The 25137-nt window shown below is 57.0% G+C and carries 25 protein-coding genes and 2 pseudogenes; 16 read left to right on the top strand and 11 right to left on the bottom strand.

Going from position 1 to position 25137, the window contains the following annotated elements; genetic code table 11:
• Nucleotides 1–87: 87 nt before the first annotated feature.
• The 3 genes from MKR05_RS02540 to hslJ all read left to right on the top strand — a co-directional run bounded on the left by MKR05_RS02540 (nt 88) and on the right by hslJ (nt 2289).
• Nucleotides 88–588, top strand: coding sequence for a DedA family protein (locus MKR05_RS02540; RefSeq protein ID WP_023289432.1), 501 nt, complete (start codon nt 88–90; stop codon nt 586–588).
• A 147-nt stretch (nt 589–735) separates the two neighbouring features.
• On the top strand, nt 736–1725 hold the full coding sequence (locus tag MKR05_RS02535) for a 2-hydroxyacid dehydrogenase (RefSeq protein ID WP_032452619.1): 990 nt from the start codon (nt 736–738) through the stop codon (nt 1723–1725).
• Between the two features lie 123 nt (nt 1726–1848).
• Nucleotides 1849–2289, top strand: coding sequence for a heat shock protein HslJ (gene hslJ, locus MKR05_RS02530; protein ID WP_023289430.1), 441 nt, complete (start codon nt 1849–1851; stop codon nt 2287–2289).
• A gap of 31 nt (nt 2290–2320) precedes the next feature.
• On the opposite strand, the gene MKR05_RS02525 is transcribed toward hslJ, so the two are convergent.
• Nucleotides 2321–2584 (bottom strand): DUF333 domain-containing protein, encoded by a 264-nt coding sequence (locus MKR05_RS02525; protein ID WP_008805145.1) that lies wholly within the window; start codon nt 2582–2584, stop codon nt 2321–2323.
• A gap of 361 nt (nt 2585–2945) precedes the next feature.
• On the opposite strand from MKR05_RS02525, the gene nifJ reads away from it, so the two are divergent.
• From nifJ to MKR05_RS02500, 5 genes and pseudogenes are all read left to right on the top strand, one after another.
• Complete coding sequence (nifJ, locus tag MKR05_RS02520) at nt 2946–6473, top strand: pyruvate:ferredoxin (flavodoxin) oxidoreductase (protein WP_284118046.1); 3528 nt, start codon at nt 2946–2948, stop codon at nt 6471–6473.
• A 358-nt stretch (nt 6474–6831) separates the two neighbouring features.
• Nucleotides 6832–7956, top strand: coding sequence for a porin OmpK37 (gene ompK37 / locus MKR05_RS02515; RefSeq protein ID WP_044522574.1), 1125 nt, complete (start codon nt 6832–6834; stop codon nt 7954–7956).
• A 144-nt stretch (nt 7957–8100) separates the two neighbouring features.
• Nucleotides 8101–8313, top strand: a complete 213-nt coding sequence (locus MKR05_RS02510) for a KTSC domain-containing protein (protein ID WP_023289427.1) — start codon at nt 8101–8103, stop codon at nt 8311–8313.
• Nucleotides 8314–8394: 81 nt separating this feature from the next.
• The gene (uspF, locus tag MKR05_RS02505) at nt 8395–8829 is read left to right on the top strand and encodes a universal stress protein UspF (protein WP_023289426.1); all 435 of its coding nucleotides are present in this window, start codon (nt 8395–8397) and stop codon (nt 8827–8829) included.
• Between the two features lie 326 nt (nt 8830–9155).
• Nucleotides 9156–9323 (top strand): annotated as a pseudogene (locus MKR05_RS02500) (SOS response-associated peptidase); the annotation flags it as partial.
• A 291-nt stretch (nt 9324–9614) separates the two neighbouring features.
• Here the strand turns inward: MKR05_RS02500 and MKR05_RS02495 are convergent.
• From MKR05_RS02495 to MKR05_RS02490, 3 genes are all read right to left on the bottom strand, one after another.
• Nucleotides 9615–9875, bottom strand: a complete 261-nt coding sequence (locus MKR05_RS02495) for a bacteriocin immunity protein (RefSeq protein ID WP_004203992.1) — start codon at nt 9873–9875, stop codon at nt 9615–9617.
• Between the two features lie 205 nt (nt 9876–10080).
• Nucleotides 10081–10218 (bottom strand): hypothetical protein, encoded by a 138-nt coding sequence (locus MKR05_RS27015; RefSeq protein WP_349950190.1) that lies wholly within the window; start codon nt 10216–10218, stop codon nt 10081–10083.
• 149 nt (nt 10219–10367) lie between these two features.
• On the bottom strand, nt 10368–10688 hold the full coding sequence (locus tag MKR05_RS02490) for a TonB family protein (protein ID WP_071996700.1): 321 nt from the start codon (nt 10686–10688) through the stop codon (nt 10368–10370).
• 446 nt (nt 10689–11134) lie between these two features.
• Here MKR05_RS02490 and MKR05_RS02485 point away from each other — a divergent pair.
• Nucleotides 11135–11569 (top strand): annotated as a pseudogene (locus tag MKR05_RS02485) (tyrosine-type recombinase/integrase); the annotation flags it as partial.
• Between the two features lie 48 nt (nt 11570–11617).
• Complete coding sequence (gene ttcA, locus MKR05_RS02480; RefSeq protein ID WP_023289425.1) at nt 11618–12553, top strand: tRNA 2-thiocytidine(32) synthetase TtcA; 936 nt, start codon at nt 11618–11620, stop codon at nt 12551–12553.
• A gap of 45 nt (nt 12554–12598) precedes the next feature.
• Here the strand turns inward: ttcA and dbpA are convergent, their stop codons facing one another.
• From dbpA to zntB, 3 genes are all read right to left on the bottom strand, one after another.
• Nucleotides 12599–13972, bottom strand: coding sequence for an ATP-dependent RNA helicase DbpA (gene dbpA / locus MKR05_RS02475; protein WP_044522571.1), 1374 nt, complete (start codon nt 13970–13972; stop codon nt 12599–12601).
• Between the two features lie 14 nt (nt 13973–13986).
• A complete protein-coding gene (locus MKR05_RS02470) occupies nt 13987–14163 on the bottom strand; it encodes a hypothetical protein (protein WP_369707506.1) in 177 nt (58 codons plus the stop codon).
• 336 nt (nt 14164–14499) lie between these two features.
• Nucleotides 14500–15483 (bottom strand): zinc transporter ZntB, encoded by a 984-nt coding sequence (gene zntB, locus MKR05_RS02465; protein ID WP_032436262.1) that lies wholly within the window; start codon nt 15481–15483, stop codon nt 14500–14502.
• A gap of 278 nt (nt 15484–15761) precedes the next feature.
• On the opposite strand from zntB, the gene MKR05_RS02460 reads away from it, so the two are divergent.
• From MKR05_RS02460 to MKR05_RS02450, 3 genes are all read left to right on the top strand, one after another.
• Nucleotides 15762–16505, top strand: coding sequence for a DeoR/GlpR family DNA-binding transcription regulator (locus MKR05_RS02460; RefSeq protein WP_032452613.1), 744 nt, complete (start codon nt 15762–15764; stop codon nt 16503–16505).
• Nucleotides 16468–17586: an oxidoreductase gene (locus MKR05_RS02455; protein ID WP_117264909.1), complete on the top strand. Its 1119-nt coding sequence runs from the start codon at nt 16468–16470 to the stop codon at nt 17584–17586. The genes MKR05_RS02460 and MKR05_RS02455 overlap by 38 nt, the downstream gene beginning before the upstream one ends.
• 236 nt (nt 17587–17822) lie before the next feature.
• Nucleotides 17823–18017, top strand: a complete 195-nt coding sequence (locus tag MKR05_RS02450; protein ID WP_004203980.1) for a hypothetical protein — start codon at nt 17823–17825, stop codon at nt 18015–18017.
• A 274-nt stretch (nt 18018–18291) separates the two neighbouring features.
• On the opposite strand, the gene MKR05_RS02445 is transcribed toward MKR05_RS02450, so the two are convergent.
• Nucleotides 18292–19671, bottom strand: a complete 1380-nt coding sequence (locus MKR05_RS02445; RefSeq protein ID WP_043522066.1) for an amino acid permease — start codon at nt 19669–19671, stop codon at nt 18292–18294.
• A 334-nt stretch (nt 19672–20005) separates the two neighbouring features.
• Here MKR05_RS02445 and MKR05_RS02440 point away from each other — a divergent pair, with 334 nt between their 5' ends.
• The 3 genes from MKR05_RS02440 to MKR05_RS02430 all read left to right on the top strand — a co-directional run bounded on the left by MKR05_RS02440 (nt 20006) and on the right by MKR05_RS02430 (nt 22589).
• Entirely contained in the window at nt 20006–20485 is a 480-nt protein-coding gene (locus tag MKR05_RS02440; RefSeq protein WP_023289419.1) for an Lrp/AsnC family transcriptional regulator, read from the top strand.
• A gap of 251 nt (nt 20486–20736) precedes the next feature.
• Entirely contained in the window at nt 20737–21351 is a 615-nt protein-coding gene (locus MKR05_RS02435; protein WP_188201193.1) for a YitT family protein, read from the top strand.
• 38 nt (nt 21352–21389) lie between these two features.
• Entirely contained in the window at nt 21390–22589 is a 1200-nt protein-coding gene (locus MKR05_RS02430) for an amino acid aminotransferase (protein WP_032452610.1), read from the top strand.
• 44 nt (nt 22590–22633) lie between these two features.
• Here the strand turns inward: MKR05_RS02430 and MKR05_RS02425 are convergent, their stop codons facing one another.
• Genes MKR05_RS02425 through MKR05_RS02415 form a run of 3 tightly spaced genes read right to left on the bottom strand, consistent with a single transcriptional unit; the run spans nt 22634 to nt 25120 of the window.
• On the bottom strand, nt 22634–23302 hold the full coding sequence (locus tag MKR05_RS02425; protein ID WP_044522560.1) for a methionine ABC transporter permease: 669 nt from the start codon (nt 23300–23302) through the stop codon (nt 22634–22636).
• Nucleotides 23295–24308, bottom strand: coding sequence for a methionine ABC transporter ATP-binding protein (locus MKR05_RS02420; RefSeq protein WP_032429140.1), 1014 nt, complete (start codon nt 24306–24308; stop codon nt 23295–23297). The genes MKR05_RS02425 and MKR05_RS02420 overlap by 8 nt, the downstream gene beginning before the upstream one ends.
• Nucleotides 24309–24316: 8 nt before the next feature.
• The gene (locus MKR05_RS02415; RefSeq protein ID WP_048297379.1) at nt 24317–25120 is read right to left on the bottom strand and encodes a MetQ/NlpA family ABC transporter substrate-binding protein; all 804 of its coding nucleotides are present in this window, start codon (nt 25118–25120) and stop codon (nt 24317–24319) included.
• Nucleotides 25121–25137: the final 17 nt, after the last annotated feature.

The following is a 25137-nucleotide window of genomic DNA, read 5'->3' as shown; positions in this document are numbered from 1 at the left end:
CGCGGCGATCGCTCGTCACTATTTAGCTTTTGTTTAAGCGCTACCTGCCACACTCCAGCCAGTTCGGTTTTGCTTGCGGGAGAGACAGTGTCGTTAATTATCTCGCTCATTGAGAGCGCACAGGGCCACTATCCATTGGTATTACTGATGGTTTTCCTGCTCACTTTCACTAAATCCTGCGCGCTGGTGTCGCTGGCGATCCCGGGCACCTCCGGCCTGCTGCTGCTGGGGACATTCGCGTCCGCCAGCCTCGGTCATTTCCTGTTAATGTGGTCCAGCGCCAGCCTCGGCGCCATCGGCGGATTCTGGCTCTCGTGGTGGTTAGGCGTTCGCTATCGTCACCGCCTCACGCAGTTGCGCTGGCTGACCGCCGAGCGGCTGGCCCGCAGTCGACTCTTTTTTCAGCGCCGCGGGCTGTGGGCGGTCTTTTTCAGTCGCTTCCTCTCTCCCCTGCGCGCCACCCTGCCCCTGGTCAGCGGCGCCAGCGGCCTGCCGCTGTGGTCGTTTCAGCTGGCTAACGTCACCTCCGGTCTGCTGTGGCCGTTTCTGCTACTCTCCCCCGGTGCTTTAAGCCTGAGTTTATGGTGAAAAAACTTTGTCTTTCAAAGAGATTCCGCAAATCCGCGATATGCTCTAGAATTAGGATAAGCACCTGCTATTTAAACTATTTTTTAATAATTGTACGATTATTTTAAATATGCTACCGTGACGTTATAATCACTGGAGAAAAGTCTTATGAAAATCGCGGTTTACAGTACGAAGCAGTACGATAAAAAGTACCTGCAGCACGTTAATGATACCTACGGCTTTGAACTGGAATTCTTCGACTTCCTGCTGACAGAGAAAACCGCCAAAACCGCCCACGGTTGCGAAGCGGTATGCATCTTCGTCAATGACGACGGCAGCCGTCCGGTGCTGGAGGAGCTGAAGGCTCACGGCGTGAAGTATATCGCCCTGCGCTGCGCCGGGTTTAACAACGTCGACCTCGAGGCGGCGAAAGCGCTTGGCCTGCGCGTCGTGCGCGTCCCGGCCTACTCGCCGGAAGCGGTCGCTGAACATGCGATCGGCATGATGATGTCGCTTAACCGCCGCATCCACCGCGCCTACCAGCGTACCCGTGATGCCAATTTCTCCCTCGAAGGCCTCACCGGTTTCACCATGTACGGCAAAACCGCCGGGGTGATCGGCACCGGGAAAATTGGCGTGGCGATGCTACGGATCCTTAAAGGCTTCGGCATGCGTCTGCTGGCTTTTGATCCGTACCCAAGCGCCGCCGCGCTGGAGCTGGGGGTGGAATATGTTGACCTGGCCACGCTGTACAAGGAGTCGGACGTGATCTCCCTGCACTGCCCGCTCACCGACGAAAACTACCATCTGCTCAATCGCGAGGCCTTCGATCAAATGAAGGACGGGGTGATGGTGATTAACACCAGCCGCGGCGCGCTGATCGATTCCCAGGCGGCCATCGATGCCCTGAAGCACCAGAAAATCGGCGCGCTGGGGCTGGACGTTTATGAGAACGAACGCGATCTGTTCTTCGAAGACAAATCCAACGACGTGATCCAGGACGACGTCTTCCGTCGCCTCTCCGCCTGCCACAACGTGCTGTTCACCGGCCATCAGGCGTTCCTCACCGCCGAGGCGCTGATCAGCATTTCGGAGACCACCCTGGGCAATCTGCAGCAGGTCGCCAACGGTGAAACCTGCCCGAACGCTATCGTCTGATTCCTTTCCCTTTTGTGCTCCTCTCCCCGGGGGGAGCACATTCAGATAATCCCCACAGATCCCCGCTGCGATACCGTTACACTGGCTTTGTTTTATTAGTAATGTGAATGTTTTGGAGTAAAAATGAACAAATTTGCGGCATTACTGGCGGCAGGGTTGCTGCTGTCCGGCTGTGTCTATAACAGTAAGGTGTCCACCGGCGCGGAACAGCTACAGCATCATCGTTTCGTGTTGACCAGCGTCAACGGCCAGGCGGTGAACGCGGGCGACCGGCCGCTGGAGTTGAGCTTCGGCGAGAAGACGGCTCTTACGGGCAATATGTATGTTTCGGGCAATATGTGCAACGGCTTCAGCGGGGAAGGTAAGGTGTCGGACGGCGAGCTGAAGGTTAAATCGCTGGCGATGACCCGGATGCTGTGCCACGATGCCCAGCTCAATACCCTTGACGCGACCATTGGTAAGATGCTGCGCGAGGGCGCGCAGGTCGATCTGACGGAAAACCAGTTGACGCTGGCGACCGCCGACCAGACGCTGGTCTATAAACTCGCCGACCTGATGCACTAGCCGGCGTGGTGAACCCGCTGCGGGGCTGCCATTAATAGCCGCAGCTTCCGCCCGCCAGCGCCTGCTCGCTGCAGCGTTTACCGTTCGGCAACGCGCACATGCCGATCGCCGAACCATCGAGCTGACGAGCCACCGATAACGAGCCGCCTATCATGGCGCAGTTGGCCTGGCCGGCGTCGCTCATCGCCGCCCGCATTCCTGGCGTGACGTGCGCCGCCGTGGCCTGCTGAACGGGTTCACTACTGCACGCCGACAGCAACAGCGCCGCACATCCCACTAATATCGCAGCTCGCATTTTCTCTCCCCTCGGAAACGTCTTAAAAAGCAAACCCAAGAATAATAGGCAGCGTGGCGCGCGGCGTCGAGAGGGGAAGTACGTATTTATGCGTCTCATTAACATTTTCTAGCAAATTTCTGCCTAAAGGTTGATCTCCCCCGGGTTCGCCACCGGACAATCGCTAGCCTTCACGCCCTGGAAAGCCACTTTCTCCGCGAAACGCGCAAAATATTGATCTGGTCACGGGTGGCCGCCGCATTGAGGACACAAATGCAAAAATGGCGGCATCAACGGTTTGCTAAACTACCTCTCATATAATTACAGGGCGCGTCGCGGTTTTACGCGTCCATTCTTTTGCGCAATGTAAGGGTGTCTTCCTATGATTACTATTGATGGTAATGGCGCGGTCGCTTCCGTCGCGTTTCGCACCAGTGAAGTTATCGCCATCTACCCGATCACGCCCAGTTCAACGATGGCGGAACAGGCCGACGCCTGGGCCGGCAATGGGCTGAAAAACGTCTGGGGCGATGTGCCCCGCGTGGTCGAAATGCAGTCGGAGGCAGGCGCCATTGGCGCCGTACATGGCGCGCTGCAGACCGGCGCCCTCTCCACCTCCTTTACCTCATCGCAGGGCCTGCTGCTGATGATCCCCACGCTGTACAAACTGGCCGGCCAGCTGATGCCGTTTGTCCTGCACGTCGCCGCCCGCACTGTCGCCACCCACGCGCTGTCGATTTTCGGCGACCATTCCGATGTGATGGCGGTCCGCCAGACCGGGTGCGCCATGCTGTGCGCCAGCAGCGTTCAGGAAGCGCAGGATTTCGCGCTGATCTCGCATATCGCCACTCTGCAAAGCCGGGTGCCGTTTATTCATTTCTTTGATGGTTTCCGCACCTCGCACGAAATCAACAAAATCGCCCCGCTGGCGGATGACACGATTCGCACCCTGCTGCCGCAGGAAAAAATCGCTGAGCATCGCCAGCGCGCGCTCAATCCGGAACACCCGGTGATCCGCGGGACCTCGGCCAACCCTGACACCTACTTCCAGTCGCGGGAGGCCACCAACCCGTGGTACGACGCGGTTTATGATCATGTCGAGAAAGCGATGGACGACTTCGCCGCCGCCACCGGCCGCCAGTACAAACCGTTTGAGTTTTACGGCCATCCGCAGGCGGAGCGCGTCATCGTCATTATGGGCTCGGCCATCGGCACCTGCGAAGAGGTGGTCGATGAGCTGCTGAGCCGCGGCGAGAAAGTCGGCGTACTGAAGGTCCGCCTCTATCGCCCGTTCTCCGCCGCCCACCTGCTGGCAGCGCTGCCGGAGAGCGCCCGGGTGGTGGCGGTGCTGGATCGCACCAAAGAACCTGGCGCGCACGCGGAGCCGCTGTATCTCGACGTGATGACCGCCCTGGCGGAAGCCTTTAACCGCGGCGAGCGCGAGACGCTGCCGCGGACCATCGGCGGCCGCTACGGTCTCTCTTCCAAGGAGTTCGGTCCGGAATGCGTGCTGGCGATATTCCATGAGCTGCAGGCCGCCCAGCCGAAGCCGCGCTTTACCGTCGGCATTTACGACGACGTGACCAACCTGTCGCTACCGCTGGGCGAAAATACCCTGCCGGCAGAGGCCAAGCTCGAAGCGCTGTTCTACGGCCTCGGCAGCGACGGCAGCGTGTCGGCCACCAAAAACAATATCAAAATCATCGGCAACTCCACCCCGTGGTTCTCCCAGGGGTACTTTGTCTATGACTCGAAGAAGGCGGGCGGCCTGACCGTCTCCCATCTGCGGGTCAGCGAAAAGCCGATTCGTTCTTCGTATCTGATTTCGCAGGCCGATTTCGTTGGCTGCCACCAGCTGCAGTTTATCGATAAATACCAGATGGCCGAGCGGCTGAAGCCCGGCGGCATTTTCCTGCTCAACACGCCGTACAGCGCCGATGAAGTCTGGTCCCGCCTGCCGCAGGAAGTGCAGGCCACCCTGAATCAGAAAAAAGCGCGTTTTTACGTGGTCAACGCGGCGAAGATCGCCCGCGAATGTAGCCTCGGGGCGCGCATTAATACCGTGATGCAGATGGCCTTCTTCCATCTGACTCACATCCTGCCAGGCGAAAGCGCGCTGGCGGAACTTCAGGCGGCCATCGCCAAAAGCTACAGCAGCAAAGGTCAGGAGCTGGTGGAACGTAACTGGCAGGCGCTGGCCCTGGCCCGCGAGTCCCTGGCGGAAGTGCCGCTGCATCCGGTGAATGCCAGCAGTCCGAACCGCCCGCCGGTGGTCTCCGACGCCGCGCCGGATTTCGTCAAAACGGTTACTGCCGCCATGCTGGCCGGCCTCGGCGATGCGCTGCCGGTCTCCGCCCTGCCGCCGGACGGCACCTGGCCCATGGGCACCACCCGCTGGGAGAAACGCAACATCGCCGAAGAGATCCCGATCTGGAAGGAAGCGCTTTGCACCCAGTGTAACCACTGCGTTGCCGCCTGCCCGCACTCGGCAATCCGCGCCAAAGTGGTCGCGCCCGAGGACATGGAGAACGCCCCTGCCAGTCTGCACTCACTGGACGTTAAATCCCGCGATATGCGTGGGCAGAAATACGTTCTGCAGGTCGCCCCGGAAGACTGCACCGGCTGCAACCTGTGCGTGGAAGTGTGCCCGGCAAAAGATCGCCAGAACCCGGAGATCAAGGCCATCAATATGATGTCGCGCCTGGAGCATGTGGAAGAGGAGAAAGTGAATTACGATTACTTCCTCAACCTGCCGGAAATCGACCGTAGCAAACTGGAGCGGATTGATATCCGCACTTCGCAGCTGATCAGCCCGCTGTTTGAATACTCCGGCGCCTGCTCGGGCTGTGGCGAAACACCGTATATCAAACTGCTGACCCAGCTGTATGGCGACCGGATGCTGATTGCCAATGCCACCGGCTGCTCATCCATTTACGGCGGCAACCTGCCCTCGACCCCGTACACGACCGACGCCAACGGCCGCGGCCCGGCGTGGGCCAACTCGCTGTTTGAGGATAACGCTGAATTCGGGCTCGGCTTCCGCTTAACCGTCGACCAGCATCGCCAGCGCGTGATGCGCCTGCTGAGCGAATTCGCCGACCAGCTGCCGGCAGAGCTGAACGCGGCGCTGCATGCCGAGGCGACGCCGGAAGCGCGCCGCGAACAGGTGGCAGCCCTGCGTCAGGCGCTGGCCGGCGTGCAAGGCGCTGAAGAGCTGCTGACCGATGCCGACGCGCTGGTGGAGAAATCCGTCTGGCTGATCGGCGGCGACGGCTGGGCCTACGATATCGGCTTCGGCGGTCTGGACCATGTGCTGAGCCTGACGGAAAATGTCAACATTCTGGTGCTGGATACCCAGTGTTACTCCAACACCGGCGGCCAGGCGTCAAAAGCCACCCCGCTGGGAGCGGTCACTAAGTTTGGCGAGCACGGTAAACGCAAGGCGCGCAAAGATCTTGGCGTCAGCATGATGATGTACGGTCATGTCTATGTGGCGCAGATTTCGCTGGGCGCGCAGCTGAACCAGACGGTGAAAGCGATTCAGGAAGCGGAAGCCTATCCGGGGCCGTCGCTGATCATCGCCTACAGTCCTTGCGAAGAGCATGGCTACGATCTGGCGCTCAGCCACGATCAGATGCGTCAGCTGACCGCTACCGGCTTCTGGCCGCTCTACCGCTTCGACCCGCGTCGGGCGGAAGAAGGTAAGATCCCGCTGGCGCTGGACTCCCGCCCACCGTCAGACGCCCTGGCTGAGACGCTGCTCAATGAGCAACGCTTCCGTCGCCTGAATGCGCAGCAGCCGGAAGTGGCGGAGCAACTATGGAAAGACGCGGCCGCCGACCTGCAGAAGCGCTACGACTTCCTCGCCCAGCTGGCGGGCAAAGCGGAGAAATCACCGAGCGAGAGCTAAGGTTATTTTTCCTCCCGCAGTCATAAAAAAAGCCCGAACATAAAGTTCGGGCTTGTCGTTTTACCGATAAACAAAATCATTCCGCAGAATGAGACGGCAAATAAAAATGCTTGGCATGACAATAAAGGCATATAACGCCCGAATAATACGCGATCAAACTGAATATGTATAATTTTTATTTTGTATATTATTTGTAGATATATTCACCACAATTATCACCATTACTTCAGAAGTATTTTATTTAGATTTTACTTATATCGTAACAATTGAGTCTTACCATATCTCAGACCGCTCCTTTAGCATGAGTTCACTTCCTTCCCGGAAGCTAGAACATAAAAACAGTTAAAGGAATTTCTTCATGAAAAGAAAAGTACTGGCCCTCGTTATTCCGGCTTTATTAGCCGCTGGCGCTGCGCACGCGGCGGAAATTTATAATAAAGACGGAAATAAATTAGATGTCTATGGCAAGGTAGACGGTCTGCACTATTTCTCCAGCGACTCGAAAAAAGACGGCGACCAAACTTACGTTCGCTTTGGCTTTAAAGGCGAAACCCAGATCAACGATATGCTCACCGGTTACGGCCAGTGGGAATACAACGTTCAGGCCAACAATACCGAAAGCGCCGGCGATCAGGCGTGGACCCGTCTGGCCTTCGCCGGTATCAAAGTGGGCGATTACGGTTCTTTCGACTATGGTCGTAACTACGGCGTGCTGTACGACGTCGAAGGCTGGACCGATATGCTGCCGGAGTTCGGCGGCGACTCTTACACCTATGCGGATAACTTTATGGCAGGCCGCGCCAACGGCGTCGCGACCTACCGCAACAGCGATTTCTTCGGTCTGGTGGATGGTCTGAACTTCGCCCTGCAGTATCAGGGTAAAAACGAAGGCCAGAACGCCCAGGATATCAACGTCGGCACCAACAACCGCAGCAGCGACAGCGATGTTCGCTTTGACAACGGCGACGGTTTCGGTCTCTCCACCTCCTATAACTTCGGCATGGGCATCAGCGCGGCTGCGGCCTATACCTCTTCTGACCGTACCAACGACCAGATGACCCAGACCAACGCCCGCGGCGATAAAGCCGAAGCCTGGACTGCCGGTCTGAAGTACGACGCCAACGATATCTACCTGGCGACCATGTACTCTGAAACCCGCAACATGACCCCGTACGGCAATGACGGCGTGGCCAACAAGACGCAAAACTTCGAAGTCACTGCTCAGTATCAGTTCGACTTCGGTCTGCGTCCGGCTATCTCCTACCTGCAGTCCAAAGGCAAAGATCTCTATAATACCGGCAGCTACGCCGATAAAGATCTGGTCAAATATATGGACGTCGGCGCCACCTATTACTTCAACCGTAATATGTCCACCTACGTTGATTACAAAATCAACCTGCTGGATGACAACGACAGCTTCTACAAAGACAACGGTATTTCTACCGACAACATCGTCGCGCTGGGCCTGGTTTACCAGTTCTGATGCGCCAGCCCGCCGGTTCCGGCGGGCTTTCTCTCTCTCTGCATCGCAGCAGCTAAAACAAAACAATATATCCCACAGCTTAAAATAGCCGTCCGCTTAGTGATATAGTCGTGCTCAGTCAGTGCCTGCCCGAGGACGTCCATCATGCATCATCACCCGGTAAAATCTTCCCGAATTATCTCTGTCGCCTATGATGACGCCTCCGCCACGCTGGAAATCTGTTTTTATCACCAGCCGCCGTTGCAATATACCGGGGTTCCACCGCGTATTTTTCGTGACTTTTTACAGGTGGTGTCAAAAGGCCGATTTTATGACGGCGTGATAAAGGGAAAATTCCCCGAACGCAAGCCACGTTAATGTCAAAGTGTGACTGCGGTCATGATACAAAACGTGCCATAATGCCGTACAATATGAGGGGATACTTAAACAGGAGGTTTTATGAGCAGAATGATTCTTGTCCCCATCGATATCTCTGATAAAGAATTTACTGAACGCATTATCAGTCACGTTGAATCGGAAGCGCGGATTGACGACGCTGAGGTCCATTTCCTCTCCGTTATCCCTTCCCTGCCTTATTATGCCTCACTGGGAATGGCCTATACCGCCGAACTGCCTGGTATGGATGAGCTGCGCGAAGGGACGGAAACGCAGCTTAAAGAGCTCGCGAAGCAGTTCTCTATCCCGGAAGATCGGAAACATTTTCACGTTGCCGAAGGATCGCCAAAAGATAAGATCCTGGCCCTCGCCAGGTCGCTACCCGCCGACCTGGTGATCATCGCTTCGCACCGGCCGGATATTACCACCTATCTGCTGGGCTCCAACGCCGCCGCGGTGGTCCGCCACGCCGAGTGCTCGGTGCTGGTCGTTCGCTAACGCCTCAGCCCGCCGCCCGGCGGGCTTTTTATTTTTACTTCTGCCCCTGCCCCCAGCCGAAAGTGCCGGAAAGATGCTGACATTCCGCCCCTGAATCCGTACCATACACGCCACGGTTGTCCGTCAGACCTCATTAATTGCTACGCGCCAGCGCCACGTTGTCCAGCGGCTGGCAGAACGCGTGCTCTTCTGATGCCACACTATGAATTGAGCCACTATTACATGCTGCAAAATCAAGAAATCAGCAAAAATGTACAACATCAATAAGTTGTGCTCCCCAACCAACTGAATTTATTTTGTATTTACATACAGCCAGCCCCCCACACCGCCGGCCGCTGGTCCTGGCACCTGAATCCACCCGGGAATGGATGAGGCAGGCTATTCGAGGAAAAGAGGTGAATGAGATAATTGCAGATGGTGCGGTACCTGCTGATCATTTCACATGGCACCCCGTTTTCCGAGCGGTGGACAACGTTAGGAATCAGGGGGCGTAATTGATTGAGGCTATTAAAATCCAATAACCTGATAATACCCGCACTATGCTGAAAGCAGACCTTGGTGTTCTGATTGCCTTTTGCATCGGGAATGCCCTCAAAGCGCATAAGTTAAGGAAGTTGCTCAGGCTCCGACGGCATCTTTAGGGCTGGTTGATAAAAAATCAAAATTGTGAACTACTTTCATCGATAATAAATTCAACGTAATAAAAAACCGCCGGCGCGAGTTTCAATCAGAAGTCATCTATTATCACGTTAAGATAGGTAAGATAACGCAACTGTACCGATCAGCTACTCTTTGAAACCAGGCTTGCCATTCCTGGCCCGCCATTCTTTCACTTCCTTAACAACCCTTTCCGGACTATCCTCTCGGCCCTTTGGAGGATAGAAAATTACATCAGAACCATCAGGGTGTTCAGTGATACGTTCAAACTCTAAAACATTTTGCACATCTTCATCTTCGGTTGTATTATCCGGATTAAATATCTTTTTCACAAAAGCTAAAAACTCAGATTCGGTGTAATCAGAAATGCTTTTTTTATTGTCCATCATTTACCACCATTGCTTAGTGAACTTCGACATGGCTTTTTGTGCATCATAACTCGCCAGTTCTCAATACCATACACATCACCGGTATTTTAATAGCTTTTGCGTGTTCTAATTCATGTTTAAGCCTTCCCCCGACATGCTCATTTTACGAATGAACGACCATGTTTCTAACTTGATACCCCCTAAGCTAGCTTGTCAAACCGCTCAGTTAGCTCAGTGGTATCAGAAACCGCCTTCCTGAAAGCTCTCCGAATGAATGAAAGTTCGAAAACTCACAGCCACGAAATTTTTCAGCAATCACACCGGGAACAGGAGAGCCTGACTCGTCTCCGTTTTTTTCAGCCAACCATGACTAACCTGCTCCCCTTAACCAGTGATTTTGCCAGGTAAATCTCTAGAGCTTGCCAACATAACATCACTTGGCTCGACTCCCATTGCAAGAGCATCAGGCTGCTAGATCTCTCAGTACAGAAAATCCAGGCAGGCTAGCAGTATTTACGGTTGAGATGGACGAAATCTTATTGTTCCACGCGCAATGCCTGGCTTTCCGGGCTCATACTTGCATTTTCTCATTGCTGATCTTGTTTCTCTAAAAAAGATCTCAGCACCAGTTGTCTCAACAGAAGTTACTTCCCCTTTTTCATTTACTGAGGCAGCGTAATTTACAGTGCCACTAATCCGATTAGCCATGGCAGAAACTGGATAATAAGGATTAGGGCAACTTATCCGCACAGGCACAACTTCTTCTTTATTTTCTGCAGCAAGTGCCAAGTTTGATATAAGAACAGCGCAAACCAGAAGTAATGTTTTTTTCATAACCGATACCAATTGTTGTTTTCCTTATGTCTATAGATCTCTAATACGCCTTTTTCATGCAACGCCTGAGAATGCGGCTCCACTTCTACATCCCCGCTGGTATGGAGGGGATTATATATCACAGCCGGGTTAGCTGCGCGCTTTGCGTTCTGCGGGGGATTGAGGCATCGCCATTCTTCCGCAGGGCTACTCCTTCCCTATAACGCTTCCATTCACCTATATTCCATTAAAAAATGAGGAGTTTCGACTTATCATTTAGAATCAAGTAAAGTAAACACCTCTCTTACAGCCAGATTTCCAATCTTATGTGAGCCCCAAAACCCGGCACTGATTGCCGGGTATTTTATTGCTTCCCAGGTGCTTTTACGGTTTCTCACGCCCGGCACATCTCCGGCGAGTTACCTCTCACCAGCGCCTCAGCAAAAGGCCTCGGTATGGCATTAGCAGCAGGAAACCGGACGATACAATTGCTCGGCCCTGCCCTGGACGCGCTCAAAGCGCAGCATGAACTGACAGCTGGACATCCGGTCGCCACTATCACGTTTCACCACAGGGAATACGGCTCAAGCGAGGAACAGAATTTGCGACTTGTTTTCATGCCGCGGAGACGGAAAGGCGAGCAAAAACCCTGCTACTCGCACAGCAGCATAGGCAGCAGATGGGAAGCTGCAGTAAAACGCGCTGGCATTCGCCGCAGGAATCCGTACCATACGCGGCATACTTTTGCCTGCTGGCTCCTGACGGCTGGCGCAAACCCGTCTTTTATAGCCAATCAGATGGGGCATGAAAACGCGCAAATGGTGTACGACGTTTATAGTACATGGATAGAAGAAATGAACGGCGACCAGGTTTCTATGTTGAATTCCCGGCTTGGGCTTTAACACGTTTTGCCCCCTATATGCCCCTTTAAGATTTTGAGAATGTTAATAATGCAAGAAAATCAAGAACTTACAAAGAAAGAGAAATACAACATCGACAAGCTGCAGAAACGTCTGCGCCGCAACGTCGGTGAGGCGATCGCCGACTTCAATATGATTGAAGAAGGCGACCGCATTATGGTTTGTCTGTCAGGCGGCAAGGACAGCTATACCATGCTGGAGATCCTGCGTAACCTGCAGAAAAGCGCGCCCATCTCCTTCTCGCTGGTGGCGGTGAACCTCGACCAGAAACAGCCCGGGTTCCCGGAGCATATTCTGCCGGCGTATCTTGAGCAGCTGGGCGTTGAATACAAGATTGTCGAAGAGAATACCTACGGCATCGTCAAAGAGAAGATCCCGGAAGGGAAAACCACCTGCTCGCTCTGCTCTCGCCTGCGTCGCGGCATTCTCTACCGTACCGCCAGCGAACTCGGCGCCACCAAGATTGCCCTCGGCCATCATCGCGACGACATCCTGCAGACGCTGTTCCTGAATATGTTCTACGGCGGCAAGATGAAAGGGATGCCGCCGAAGCTGATGAGCGATGACGGCAAACACATCGTCATCCGCCCGCTGGCCTACTGCCGTGAAAAAGACATCGAGCGTTTCTCCCAGGCCAAGGGCTTCCCGATCATTCCATGCAACCTGTGCGGGTCGCAGCCTAACCTGCAGCGCCAGGTGATCGCCGATATGCTTCGCGACTGGGATAAGCGTTATCCGGGACGCATTGAAACCATGTTTAGCGCGATGCAGAACGTGGTGCCTTCGCACCTGAGCGACGTTAATCTGTTTGATTTTAAAGGCATCACCCACGGTTCTGAGGTGGTGGACGGCGGCGATCTGGCGTTTGACCGGGAAGAGATTCCCCTGCAGCCTGCCGGCTGGCAGCCGGAGGAAGAGGACGCCCGGTTAGATGAGCTGCGTCTGAACGTAGTGGAAGTGAAGTAACCCGAAAGCGTCTCAGGCCGCCGCCTGAGACGCGCTATTCTGCCCTTACTTCAGCAGTCGTACGCGACAGGCTTTACCTTTGATCTTGCCGTTTTGTAACTGCTTATACGCTTTCTGCGCCATATTCTGGCGGATCGCCACATAGACGTGGGCCGGGTGGACGGTAATTTTGCCGATATCAGCGCCATCAAACCCCATATCTCCGGTCAACGCTCCCAGCACATCCCCCGGGCGCATTTTCGCCTTTTTTCCGCCGTCGATGCACAGCGTCGCCATCTCCGCCGTCAGCGGCGTGATAGCGTTGCCCGTCGGCGCCGGCAGCCAGTTAAGGGATAATTGCAGCATGTCGGCCAGAATGGTGGCGCGCTGCGCCTCTTCCGGCGCGCAGAAGCTGATAGCCAGGCCTTGTTCGCCGGCGCGGGCGGTGCGGCCGATGCGGTGAACATGCACCTCCGGATCCCAGGCCAGCTCGAAGTTCACCACCAGCGCGAGAGATTTGATGTCCAGGCCGCGGGCGGCGACGTCGGTCGCCACCAGAACCCGAACGCTGCCGTTCGCGAAGCGCACCAGCGTTTGATCGCGGTCGCGCTGCTCGAGGTCACCGTGCAGCGATAATGCGCTCTGCCCGGCGGCGTTGAGCGCATCGCAGACCGCCTGGCAATCGCGCTTGGTATTGCAGAACACCACGCAGGACGCCGGCTGATGCTGGCTGAGCAGACGCTGGAGCAGCGCAATCTTGCCGTGGCGGGAAACTTCAAAGAACTGCTGTTCGATAGCCGGTAACGCATCGACGCTGTCAATCTCAATCGTTTCCGGATGACGCTGCACCCGACCGCTGATCGCCGCGATCGCCGCAGGCCAGGTGGCGGAAAACAGCAGCGTCTGCCGGTCAGCCGGCGCGAAGCGGATCACCTCGTCGATGGCATCGCTGAAGCCCATATCGAGCATGCGGTCCGCTTCATCCATCACCAGGGTCTGCAGCGCGTCGAGAGAAACCGTCCCCTTCTGCAGATGATCGAGCAGACGGCCCGGGGTGGCGACGATAATATGCGGGGCGTGCTGCAGTGAATCGCGCTGAGCGCCAAACGGCTGCCCGCCGCAGAGCATCAAAATCTTGATGTTCGGCAGGCAGCGCGCCAGACGGCGCAGCTCGCCGGCAACCTGATCGGCCAGTTCACGGGTCGGACACAGCACCAGCGACTGGGTCTCAAAGCGCGACGGATCGATATGCTGCAGCAGGCCCAGCCCGAAGGCGGCCGTTTTTCCGCTGCCGGTTTTTGCCTGCACGCGCACATCTTTCCCCGCGAGGATCGCCGGCAGGGCGGCGGCCTGAACCGGCGTCATCGACAGATAACCCAGCTCGTTAAGGTTGGCTAATTGGGCGGCAGGTAAAACAGTCAGGGTAGAAAAAGCGGTCACAATGTATTCTCGTATTAAAGGACAGACGATCTGCAGGCGCGTATCCTCGCAGATCTCCGCGCCTGATGCGACAATTTAATCGGCTCTTCATCAGGCGGCGGATCGGGCTGCGGCTGCGGGCGCGGTCGCGGATCGGGTAAAGGAACCGGATCGTTCGGCTCGGGCGAGATGGGGATGGACTGGGCTGTCAGCCCTGAAGCGTAATGCATAGTGGCCTCCCGGAAAGTGATACGGGCGTACCCGCAGGCGTAAACGGCCTGAAGACCGTCGGGTGTCTTAGTAAGCGTAGAAGCTGGTCAGGAGAGCGCAAAAAAAAAAGCCGACTCAACAAAGTCGGCGTCGTACGAATCAATTGTGCTATGCAGTAATTCAAAAAAGGAAGTAAGACAATATGGAGCGCAACGCCCATCGCTTGACGTTGCATTCACCTGCGAGAGAGATATTGCCCTGAATGGGTAGAGGGTTTATTGATTTCGCTCAAACATTGCCGGGTTTTCCCGGCATCGTCGCTGCCAAAAGGCGATTCTTTACAACCATTTACTGCGATGTAACCACCACGCAACACCACCGATGACAACGACTAACATCAGGCAGAAGAGGCTAAAGCCCAGATGCCAGCTGTTACCTGGGATCCCCCCGAGGTTGACGCCGAACAGGCCGGTTAAAAAGGTGCTGGGCAGAAACACCATCGCCATCAACGACATCGTATAGGTCCGCCGCGCCAGCGACTCCTGCATAATCTGGGCGATCTCATCGCTCATGATCGCCGTCCGGGCAATGCAGCTGTCGATCTCGTCCAGCCCGCGCCCCAGCCGCTCGGCGATATCCTGCATCCGCCGCCGCTGATCGTCGCTCATCCATGGCAGGCGTTCGCTGGCCAGCCGGGCGTAAACATCGCGCTGCGGCGCCATATACCGACGCATCACAATCAGCTGCTTACGCAGTAGCGCGAGAAAACCGCGCGGCGGCACCTGCTGATCGAGCAGGTCGTCTTCGAGGTCGATAATTCGGTCATGCAGTTGTTCAATAAACTCACTGGCATGATCGGTCAGCGCGTCGCAGACTTCCACCAGCCAGCTGCCGCCATCCGTCGGCCCATTGCCCTCCTTCAGGTCGCCCAGCACATCGTCCAGCGCCAGCACTTTGCGCTGACGAGTGGAGACGATCAGCCGCTCATCCATATACAGACGCATCGCCACCAGCTGGTCTGGCCGTTCATCGGTGCTGCCGTTGATGCAGCGCAGGGTAATCAACGCCCCGTCGCCGATCCGCGTCACCCGCGGTCGGGTGCTCTCGCCCGCCAGGGCATCGCGCACGTTATTGGGCAGCAACGGGGTGGCCGCCAGCCAGTCGGCGCTGTCGCTATGGGTATAGTTGAGATGCAGCCAGCAGGGTTTCTCTTTGTCGATAATATCGTCATCGGCGAGCGGCTTCACGCCCCCCTGCCCGTCGAGCACCCACGCGAAGATCGCGTCCGGTATCTGCAACTCCGAGCCTTTAATCGCGTCCACTCAACCTCCGTTAATCCATGCCTGTCGCATTGCGCGCGCTCTGTATAAGGTACGCGAAAGCGCGCTTTTTCGCTGTTTATTGCCCGGTGAAAGAGGCTAATCGCTTCATTAAAAAGCGCTTTCCCCCGGGCCACGCCCGCTTTCCTCATTTAACGTTAAAGTGTAGTGAAATCAAGTTCTTCAGGTTTTGCGCGGTTCACTGCGACCTTTTGCGGTTTATTTTGCGGCCTTTTGCTGTATTATGCCGTTTATTGCGTCAATTTGCGGAGTCCCTCGCCATGCATAAGCTCGCGCGACAAAAACACATCCTTGACCGGCTGAGTGAAACCGGTCAGCTGAGCATCAGCGAACTGGTTGATGCGCTGCAGGTGTCGGCCGATACCATACGCCGGGATCTCAGTGAGCTGGAAAACCAGGGGGTACTGCAGAAAAGCCACGGCGGCGCCATCGCGCTTAACGTCCCGGCGATGACGCGCCAGGGAAGAAACGCCCTGCTCCCCGGAACGAAACAGCGTCTGGGCCAGCAGGTCGCCGCGCGCATCCCCTCCGGCTCGACGCTGTTTCTCGACGCCGGCAGCACACTGCTGGCCGTCGCTACCCAGCTGAAAGGCCCCATGACCGTGATCACCGCTTCGCTGGATATCGCCCAGCTGTTCAGCGACCGCGCCGATATCCAGCTTATCCTGCTTGGCGGCCAGTGGGACAGTGAACAGCGGCTGTTCGCCGGCAGCGCCACGCTGTCGCTGGTGGCGCGCTACCGCGCCGATATCGCGATTCTCGGCGCCTGCGCGTTGCATGCCGAACTGGGCCTGAGCGCCAGCCAGGAGGCCGATGCGGACGTAAAACGCGCCATGCTCGCCGCCAGCGCGGAACACTGGCTGGTGGCGGACCATACCAAAGTCAACCATTGCGAACCCTGGCTGGTGGCCGGTCTCAGCGACATTCACCATCTTTTCCTCGATCGTCCCTGGCCTGAGCTGGGGGATGACCCTGCCCTCTCTGTACATATTGCTGACGCTTAACAACGTGGAGAACTTGATGAGTAACAACACGATAAATATCGCCCTGATTGGCTATGGCTTCGTCGGTAAGACTTTCCACGCGCCGCTTATCCGTTCGGTGCCGGGCCTGAACCTGGCCTTCGTCGCCTCGCGCGATGAAGAGAAAGTCAAACGCGACCTGCCGGACGTCACAGTGATCGCTTCCCCGGAAGCGGCGGTCCAGCACCCGGATGTCGATCTGGTGGTTATCGCCTCCCCCAACGCCACGCACGCGCCGTTGGCCCGCCTGGCGCTGAACGCCGGCAAGCATGTGGTGGTGGACAAACCCTTTACCCTTGATATGCAGGAGGCCCGGGAGCTGATCGCCCTGGCGCAGGTGAAACAGCGGCTGCTTTCCGTCTTCCATAACCGCCGCTGGGACAGCGACTATCTCGGTATCCGTCAGGTTATTGAGCAGGGCGCCATCGGCACGGTGAAACATTTTGAGTCCCATTTCGACCGTTTCCGCCCGGAAGTCCGCGTCCGCTGGCGCGAGCAGAACGTCCCCGGCAGCGGTTTATGGTTCGATCTTGGGCCGCACCTGATCGATCAGGCGCTGCAGCTGTTTGGTCTGCCGCAGTCGGTACAGGGCAATATCGCCACCCTGCGCGACGGCGCGGAGATCAACGACTGGGCGCATGTGGTCTTAAACTACCCGGCGCATAAAGCGATCCTCCACTGCAGCATGCTGGTCGCGGGGGGCTCCTCGCGCTTCACGGTGCATGGCGATAAAGGCAGCGTTGTTAAAGCGCGGGCCGACCAGCAGGAGAGCCAGCTGCTGGCGGGTGTGGTGCCGGGAAGCGCCGGCTGGGGAGAGGATGAGGATGGGCTGGTTATCTATGACGCCTCGCTGCAGACCCAAACCCAGCCTACCCCGCCGGGCGATCAGCGCCAGTACTATATGCAGATCCGCGACGCGCTGAAGGGCCTGATCGCCAATCCGGTGCCGCCGGTGCAGGCGCTGGCGGTGATGGCCGTCCTGGAAGCGGCGGCACGCTCTGCAGAAAGCGGCGTGGCGCAGACCCTCGACCTGACCGACGACGAGCGCAACGCGCTGCGCTAAGCCTGTCGTTACTCCGGTTATCTGTGCGGCCCGCAGGTAACCGGATCGCCACCCCGACTGCAGAAATAATCACTGCCTGTCAGCAGATTATCCTTTCTTTATCCTGCCTTTTTGCCTAAAGCACCGCTGGAAATTTCAGCCAATTGGGAGGAGGATAGAGAACAGATCGATCGTGATGAGAACAAGGTTGCTGACGCTGTGGACGCGGTGACCGCAATACCGGACAGGAGAAGCTCATGTACTACACGTTAGGAGATACCACTCTCCATTTTTATCGCTATCAGTGCAAATTCTACGTCGCCCACTGGGAAGGAGGGAACGTGATGGACGAAAAATTTAAACCGTTTATCGAGCAGATCACTGAGAAGACCGGGCTGGACGCGAAGCGCGTCGAGACCGCCGCGCGCGATTATTTTACTAACGTGGATTAACAGGCAGCCTGTTGCGGTATACCGAAGGCCTGGCCGACGCGCCTGCCGTTGATCTCCCCCCTTCCGCCGCCACGGCCCTCGTTCCCGCTGGCGGCTCTCCTTCCCCACCGGCGATAAACAGGATAACGACCAGCCAGAACCCCAGGCTGTCTGCCCCACGCTTTTGTCAATTTTCAGACCGATAACGTGAGATGTCATTTATCGTAATTATCTATTTCCCCGTGATTTTTTAGTCGACACAATATCGCCCTGCCGCCAGGCAGGGCGTCGGCGACTACCGCTCCTCCAGCGCCGCCACCGGCTCCGGCGCGCTTTTCCTGCGCAGCAGATAGCCTGCGGCAAGGATCAGCAGCCATACCGGGATCAGGCAGACGGAGATGCGGATGTCCGGGGTCAGATACATCACCCCGAGGATCCCGGCGAGAAACAGCAGACACAGCCAGTTTGTCAGGGGATAGGCGAAACTCTGGAAAGCCGTTACCTTCCCGGCCCGCTGCATGGCGCGGCGGAACTTAAGATGAGTGATGCAGATCATCGCCCAGTTGATGACCAGGGCGGCCACCACCAGGGCCATCAGCAAGGCAAAGGCTTTCCCGGGCATCACATAGTTAATCACCACGCAAAGCGCCGTGGCGACGGCGGACACCGCCAGGGCGGTCAACGGGATCCCGCGGTGGTTCACCCGCAGCAGCGCGCGCGGGGCGTTGCCCTGCTGAGCCAGGCCGAACAGCATCCGGCTGTTGCAGTAGACGCAGCTGTTGTAGACCGACAGCGCGGCGGTGAGCACCACCAGATTGAGGGCGTTGGCCACAATATTGCTGTCAATGGCGTGAAAGATCAGCACAAAGGGGCTTCCCCCTTCCACGACGTTCCGCCACGGGTAGAGTGACAGCAAGACCGCCAGCGACCCCACATAAAAAAGCAGAATACGGTAGATCACCTGGTTGGTGGCTTTGGGAATGGTTTTATGCGGTTCGTCGGCTTCCGCCGCGGTGATCCCCACCAGCTCAAGCCCGCCGAAGGAGAACATGATCACCGCCATGGCCATCACTAAGCCCGTGATACCGTTAGGGAAAAATCCCCCGTCCTGCCACAGGTTGGCCACCGTCGCCGCCGGCCCGCCGTGACCGCTAAATAACAGATAGCAGCCAAAGGCGATCATGCTGATGATAGCGGCCACTTTGACAATCGAGAACCAGAACTCCAGCTCGCCATACACTTTGACGTGCGTCAGGTTGATGGCGTTGATCGCCACGAAGAAGATTGCCGCCGACAGCCAGGTGGGTACCTCCGGCCACCAGTACTGAATATAGATGCCCACCGCCGTCAGCTCCGCCATGCTTACCAGCACGTACAACACCCAGTAATTCCAGCCGGACATAAACCCGGCGAAGGGCCCCCAGTAGCGGTTGGCGAAATGGCTGAACGACCCCGCCACCGGCTCCTCTACCACCATTTCGCCAAGCTGACGCATGATAAAGAAGGCGATAACCCCGGCGATGGCGTATCCCAGCAGGACCGAGGGGCCTGCCATACGGATCGTTTGCGCGATACCTAAAAACAGTCCGGTGCCGACCGCCCCCCCGAGGGCGATCAACTGGATATGGCGGTTTTTTAACCCGCGCTTTAACTGATGCTCTTGCTGCGTTGTCATCTCTGACCTGCCCCTGTCTGTAAAAAGTCACTTTCGCCGGTAGCAACTTTCAGGCCAGCGGATCGTCGCGGAGCGTCAGGTCAAAAATAATTCATTGAATTATATTGAAATATTATTTTCCAGTTCGTTCTGAAAGCTGGTCATCGCGGCGCTGACCTGGCGCATAACGCGCGAAAATTGGCCAGATGACGCACAGATCATGAGAAAACCAGTGGCTTAATGCATGAAGCTGACCCGTTTTGGTGCATCCGGTTTGCCGCCGTCGGGTCAGGCTTCACGCCAGGCAAAAAACTGTTAGGCTGGTAGCCACTTTTACGTTCCGCTAGTGGCCACTATGTACAACATCGACGACTATGATCTGAAAATTCTTACCCTGCTGCAGGCCAATGGCCGTTTGACCAATCAGGAGCTTAGCGAGCTTATCGGCCTGTCCGCTTCCCAGTGTTCGCGCCGCCGTATCGCCCTTGAACAGGCGCAGCTTATCCTCGGCTACCATGCGCGTCTGGCGCCGGATGCCGCCGGGCAGGAGATGCTTGGCCTGATTGAGGTGCGCCTGCTGAATCACACCCCGCAATGCGTGGAGAGCTTTCATCAGATGCTCAGTGAAGTGGACGCCATTCTGGACGCCTGGAAAACCACCGGCGACGCCGATTATCTGCTGCGGGTAACGGTCCCGGACCTGCCCGGACTAAGCCATTTGATCAGCCATATTCTGGCGCAAAACAAAGGGGTGGCTCATCTGAAAACCGCCGTCGTGCTCAACCGCCTGAAGGAGAACGGCCAGCTGATGCCGGGCACGCCCTCGCTGCGCTGAACCGGAGCATAGTGCCCTGCGCTGGTGCAGATGCGGGGCCAGTCAATGCGTGATAAGCAGTAAATTCGCACAATTTACGCATTTCATAACCATTATGCGCACGACCCGTGCGATTTTCTCTTTCCGACAGAACAACAGGTTAGGCTAAACCACGGCTATTTTTTCCGCAACCAATCGCCCGGGCACGCTCCTCTGGTGCGATTTTTGCAAACAAGAGCTTATCCTTGTTAACGAAAAGATAGTGCTTATTTATGGATAACGTCCTTTCCCATGAAAAACTGACCCACACCTGGCTGGAGGATGCCCTGGCGCTGCTGTTCGGCACGCTGATGATCTCCTTTGGCATTATCCTGTTTCGCCAGGCCGGCGCCCTGACCGGCGGGACGGCAGGCATGGCCTTTCTGATCCACTACGCCACCCACCTGCCGTTCGGCGTGGTTTTCTTCGCCATTAACCTGCCCTTCTACTGGCTCTCCGTCCGGCGGATGGGCGCCGCCTTCACGCTGAAAACCTTCTGCGCGGTCGGACTGGTGTCGCTGTTCTCCGACCTGCACGGCTACTTTATCCATGTCGATCGCCTGAACCCCTATTACGCCACCCTCTTCGGCAACATCATGGTCGGTATCGGCTTTGTGGTGCTGTTCCGCCATAAAGCGAGCCTCGGCGGCGTCAATATTCTGGCCCTCTATCTGCAGGATAAAAGCGGCATCCGCGCCGGTAAATTCCAGATGGTGGTGGACGCCTGCATCGTCACCGCCTCCCTGTGGGTGGTTAGCCTGCCGATGCTGCTGGTCTCTGTCCTCGGCGCCGTGATTTTGAATTCGATTATCGCCATGAACCACCGCCCAGGACGCTACGCGGTGTAATGGCTTCACCTTTAACGGTCATTTCAGGAGTAACCACTGTGTTCCAGAACGTTGACGCCTACGCGGGCGATCCTATCCTGTCGCTGATGGAAGCCTTTCAACAGGATCCCCGGGCAGACAAAGTTAACCTTAGCATCGGGCTGTACTATAACGAGCAGGCCATCATTCCTCAGCTGGAGGCGGTCCGTCAGGCCGCTGACCGGCTGCAGAGCCAGTTGCACAAGGCCAGCCTCTATCTGCCGATGGAGGGACTGGCTCCCTATCGCCGCGCGGTCCAGACGCTGCTGTTTGGCGAACACCATCCGGCGTTGCGTGCCGGACGCATCGCCACCATCCAGACGCTGGGCGGCTCCGGCGCGCTGAAGGTGGGTGCTGATTTCCTCAAGCGCTACTTCCCCGACTCCGCGGTCTGGGTCAGCGATCCAACCTGGGAGAACCATGTCGCCATCTTTGCCGGGGCGGGTTTCGAGGTGCATACCTATCCCTGGTTCGACAGCGCCACCCGTGGGGTCAATTTCCCCGCGATGCTTGCCGCACTCCAGCAGCTCCCGCCGCGCAGCATCGTGCTGCTCCATCCTTGCTGCCATAATCCGACGGGGGCCGATCTCGCCCCCGAGCAGTGGGATCGGGTGATTGAGGTGTTGATCGCCCGGGAGCTGATCCCGTTCCTCGATATTGCCTACCAGGGTTTTGGCCGCGGGCTGGATGAAGATGCCTATGCCATACGCGCCATCGCCAGCGCCGGACTGACGGCGCTGGTCAGCAACTCGTTCTCGAAGATTTTTTCACTGTACGGCGAGCGTGTCGGCGGCCTGTCGGTGGTCTGTGACAACGCCGATGCCGCCGGGCGCGTGCTGGGCCAGTTGAAAGCCACCGTGCGCCGCAACTACTCCAGCCCGCCGGGGTTTGGCGCCCAGGTGGTGTCGCAGGTGCTCAACGATCCCGAGCTGAATGCCCTGTGGCAGGGGGAAGTGGAGGCCATGCGCACCCGCATCAGCGCCATGCGCGTCGCGCTGGTGAAGGCTCTGCAGGCAGCCCTGCCGGCGGTGGATTTTTCCTATCTGCTGACCCAGCGCGGCATGTTCAGTTACACCGGCTTTAGCGCCGATCAGGTAGACGTTCTGCGTGAAGAGCATGGCATCTATCTGATTGCCAGCGGTCGCGTCTGCGTGGCCGGGCTCAACCACGGCAATATTGCGCGGGTAGCCAGCGCCTTCGCCGCGGTCTGCGCACGCTGATCCGCTTTCCCGCTGGCCGGGGCAACCCCGGCGCGGTATCGCAGTTATTCGCGACGCAGTCGGCGAGCCAGGCGGGTGCCCAGCGTCTGAATAAGCTGGACAATAACAATCAGCACCAGGGCGGTGGTGAGGGTGGCAAAGGCGTCGAAACGCTGATAGCCGTAGGTGATCGCCAGGTCGCCGATCCCGCCGCCGCCCACCGTTCCCGCCATGGCGGTCGCGCCAAGCAGACCGATGGTCGCGGTGGTAAGGGCCAGAATCAACGACGCCGCCGCCTCCGGCAGCATGAAATGCCAGACGGTCTGCAGAGGGGTCGCGCCCATGGCGTCTGCGGCCTCAAGGATCCCCTCATCCACCTCCAGCAGCGAGCTCTCCACCAGCCGGGCAATATAGGGGGCGACAAAAACGATCAGCGGCACGATGGCCCCCGCGGTGCCGATAGTCGTGCCCACCAGCAGCCTGGTGAAGGGCAGGATCACAATCAGCAAAATGATAAACGGCAGCGAGCGCAGCACGTTAATCAGCGGATTCAGCGCCTGATGCACCACCGGGTTGGCCACGATGCCGCCAGGACGACAAACCACCAGCACAATTCCCAGCGGGACGCCGAGCAACGCGCCAAAGCCCAGTGAGATGGCGACCATAATCAGGGTATCATGCAGCGCCAGCAGAAACTGCTCGCCGGTAATGGCGGTATCAATAAGATCAAACATGGATGATTTTCACTCCTGCGTCGGCCAGATGGGTGATGGCGCGTTCGGTTTCGTCAGGCTCGCCGAGGAGTTGCACAATCATAAATCCCAGTATCCGGCCCTGAACTTCGGACATGCTGGCAAACAGGATATTCACCTCGACAGCATACTCGCGGATCAGGCGGTTAATGATCGGCTGCCGGGCCGTCGCGCCGATAAATTCGAGGCGTAAAGCCCGGGCGCCGTTGTCGCGTTGCAGGAGCGACGCCACCCGCTGCGGCAGACGATCGTGCACCACCGACTGCACGAAACTGGCGGTGACCGGATGCTGCGGCTGGGCAAAGAGATCGAAAACCGTCCCCTGCTCAACAATGCGCCCGGCCTGCATCACCGCCACCTTGTGACAGATTGTCTGGATCACTGACATTTCATGCGTAATCAGCACAATGGTGATGCCATAGCGGCGATTAATCTCCTGCAGCAGCAATAAGATCTGTACCGTAGTATGGGGGTCGAGTGCCGAGGTGGCTTCATCGCACAGCAGCACCGACGGGTTGGTGGCCAGCGCCCGGGCGATACCGACCCGCTGCTTTTGCCCTCCCGACAGCTCATTCGGGTAGCTGTGCATTTTGTCGCTCAGGTCGACAAACGCCAGCAGCTCCGCAACCCGCGCCTGGATAAAGGCCTTGTCGCGTCCCTGTAAAATAAGCGGGATAGCGATGTTATGAAATACCGTTTTCGAATTCAGCAGATTAAAATTCTGAAAGATCATGCCGATATCTTTTTTGATCGCCTGCAGGCGCTGGCCGCTGCAGTCCTGGAGCGACTCACCATTCAACACCACCTCGCCCTCACCCGGCGTTTCCAGACGATTGATCAGCCGCAATAAGGTGCTTTTTCCTGCGCCGCTGTAGCCAATAATGCCGAAAATATCGCCCCGGTCGATACTGAGATTAATATCCTGCAGGGCCAGAACCGGATGCCCTTTTCTGTTAAAGGTTTTACTGACATGGCGAAATTCTATCATCGCGTTATTCATTTTAAATAATCAGGCAGCAGGTAACCATCATACTGCGGATGGCTGAGAATATATTTTTTGAAATCGGCAGAGTGATAGCCGTCGATGATATCTTTGGCAAACTGCGCCTTCTGATTTTTACCGGCAACGGTCACAACGTTAATAAAATGGCTGGTAGCGGCCTCCAGCTTTAATGCCGAGGTAAGCGCCATGCCGCTGGAGACGGCGAAATTGCCCTGAATCAGGCCATAGTCGACGTCCGGCAGCGCGCGAACCTGCTGGGCATTGTCCATCTCCTTAAGCACGATGTTATAGGGGTTGGCAACGATGTTACGCTGCGAAAAGGTGGCGGGATCGCTGTCCGGTTTAATCTTCACCCAGCCGAGGCTTTCCAGCACCAGTACCGCGCGATATTCGTTCGACGGCTGGTTTGGCACCGACACCACCGTGCCGGCTGCCGGGGTGCCCAGGGTCGTCAGTTTGCCGCCGTACAGACCCATCGGCGGCGTGGGTACCTGCACAATGCCGACGTTATCGATCCCCAGTCGCTCATTGATCGCTTTCAGGTATACCGGATGCTGCATAATATTCGCTTCGATATCGCCGCGAGCTACCGCGTCATTGACCTGAATACCGTCGCTGAAATCTTTATATTCGATTTTATATCCTTTACTCAATAAATAGGGGGCGACCCCTTTTTCAAATTGCTCTTTATACGGTCCGGGGTTAAAGCCGATGCGAATAATTTGATCGGCGGTGGCGTAAAAGGAGGAAGCGGATAACAGGGCGAGCGTCATTCCGAGCGCAACTGACTTGTTCATAAGGTATTTTCCTGGAA

The organism is Klebsiella sp. K5-204 (assembly GCF_030128585.1).
In the GTDB taxonomy this organism is placed as follows: domain Bacteria; phylum Pseudomonadota; class Gammaproteobacteria; order Enterobacterales; family Enterobacteriaceae; genus Klebsiella; species Klebsiella quasipneumoniae.
This window is presented reverse-complemented; position numbering and strand designations above follow the sequence as displayed.

What these genes read in the sequence shown, in the direction of transcription:
- MKR05_RS02535 (WP_032452619.1), top strand. Translation starts at nt 736, where the DNA reads ATGAAAATCGCGGTTTACAGTACGAAGCAGTACGATAAAAAGTACCTG.
- hslJ (WP_023289430.1), top strand. Translation starts at nt 1,849, where the DNA reads ATGAACAAATTTGCGGCATTACTGGCGGCAGGGTTGCTGCTGTCCGGC.
- MKR05_RS02525 (WP_008805145.1), bottom strand. Translation starts at nt 2,584, where the DNA reads ATGCGAGCTGCGATATTAGTGGGATGTGCGGCGCTGTTGCTGTCGGCG.
- nifJ (WP_284118046.1), top strand. Translation starts at nt 2,946, where the DNA reads ATGATTACTATTGATGGTAATGGCGCGGTCGCTTCCGTCGCGTTTCGC.
- ompK37 (WP_044522574.1), top strand. Translation starts at nt 6,832, where the DNA reads ATGAAAAGAAAAGTACTGGCCCTCGTTATTCCGGCTTTATTAGCCGCT.
- MKR05_RS02510 (WP_023289427.1), top strand. Translation starts at nt 8,101, where the DNA reads ATGCATCATCACCCGGTAAAATCTTCCCGAATTATCTCTGTCGCCTAT.
- uspF (WP_023289426.1), top strand. Translation starts at nt 8,395, where the DNA reads ATGAGCAGAATGATTCTTGTCCCCATCGATATCTCTGATAAAGAATTT.
- MKR05_RS02495 (WP_004203992.1), bottom strand. Translation starts at nt 9,875, where the DNA reads ATGATGGACAATAAAAAAAGCATTTCTGATTACACCGAATCTGAGTTT.
- MKR05_RS02490 (WP_071996700.1), bottom strand. Translation starts at nt 10,688, where the DNA reads ATGAAAAAAACATTACTTCTGGTTTGCGCTGTTCTTATATCAAACTTG.
- ttcA (WP_023289425.1), top strand. Translation starts at nt 11,618, where the DNA reads ATGCAAGAAAATCAAGAACTTACAAAGAAAGAGAAATACAACATCGAC.
- MKR05_RS02460 (WP_032452613.1), top strand. Translation starts at nt 15,762, where the DNA reads ATGCATAAGCTCGCGCGACAAAAACACATCCTTGACCGGCTGAGTGAA.
- MKR05_RS02455 (WP_117264909.1), top strand. Translation starts at nt 16,468, where the DNA reads ATGACCCTGCCCTCTCTGTACATATTGCTGACGCTTAACAACGTGGAG.
- MKR05_RS02450 (WP_004203980.1), top strand. Translation starts at nt 17,823, where the DNA reads ATGTACTACACGTTAGGAGATACCACTCTCCATTTTTATCGCTATCAG.
- MKR05_RS02445 (WP_043522066.1), bottom strand. Translation starts at nt 19,671, where the DNA reads ATGACAACGCAGCAAGAGCATCAGTTAAAGCGCGGGTTAAAAAACCGC.
- MKR05_RS02440 (WP_023289419.1), top strand. Translation starts at nt 20,006, where the DNA reads ATGTACAACATCGACGACTATGATCTGAAAATTCTTACCCTGCTGCAG.
- MKR05_RS02435 (WP_188201193.1), top strand. Translation starts at nt 20,737, where the DNA reads ATGGATAACGTCCTTTCCCATGAAAAACTGACCCACACCTGGCTGGAG.
- MKR05_RS02425 (WP_044522560.1), bottom strand. Translation starts at nt 23,302, where the DNA reads ATGTTTGATCTTATTGATACCGCCATTACCGGCGAGCAGTTTCTGCTG.
- MKR05_RS02420 (WP_032429140.1), bottom strand. Translation starts at nt 24,308, where the DNA reads ATGATAGAATTTCGCCATGTCAGTAAAACCTTTAACAGAAAAGGGCAT.
- MKR05_RS02415 (WP_048297379.1), bottom strand. Translation starts at nt 25,120, where the DNA reads ATGAACAAGTCAGTTGCGCTCGGAATGACGCTCGCCCTGTTATCCGCT.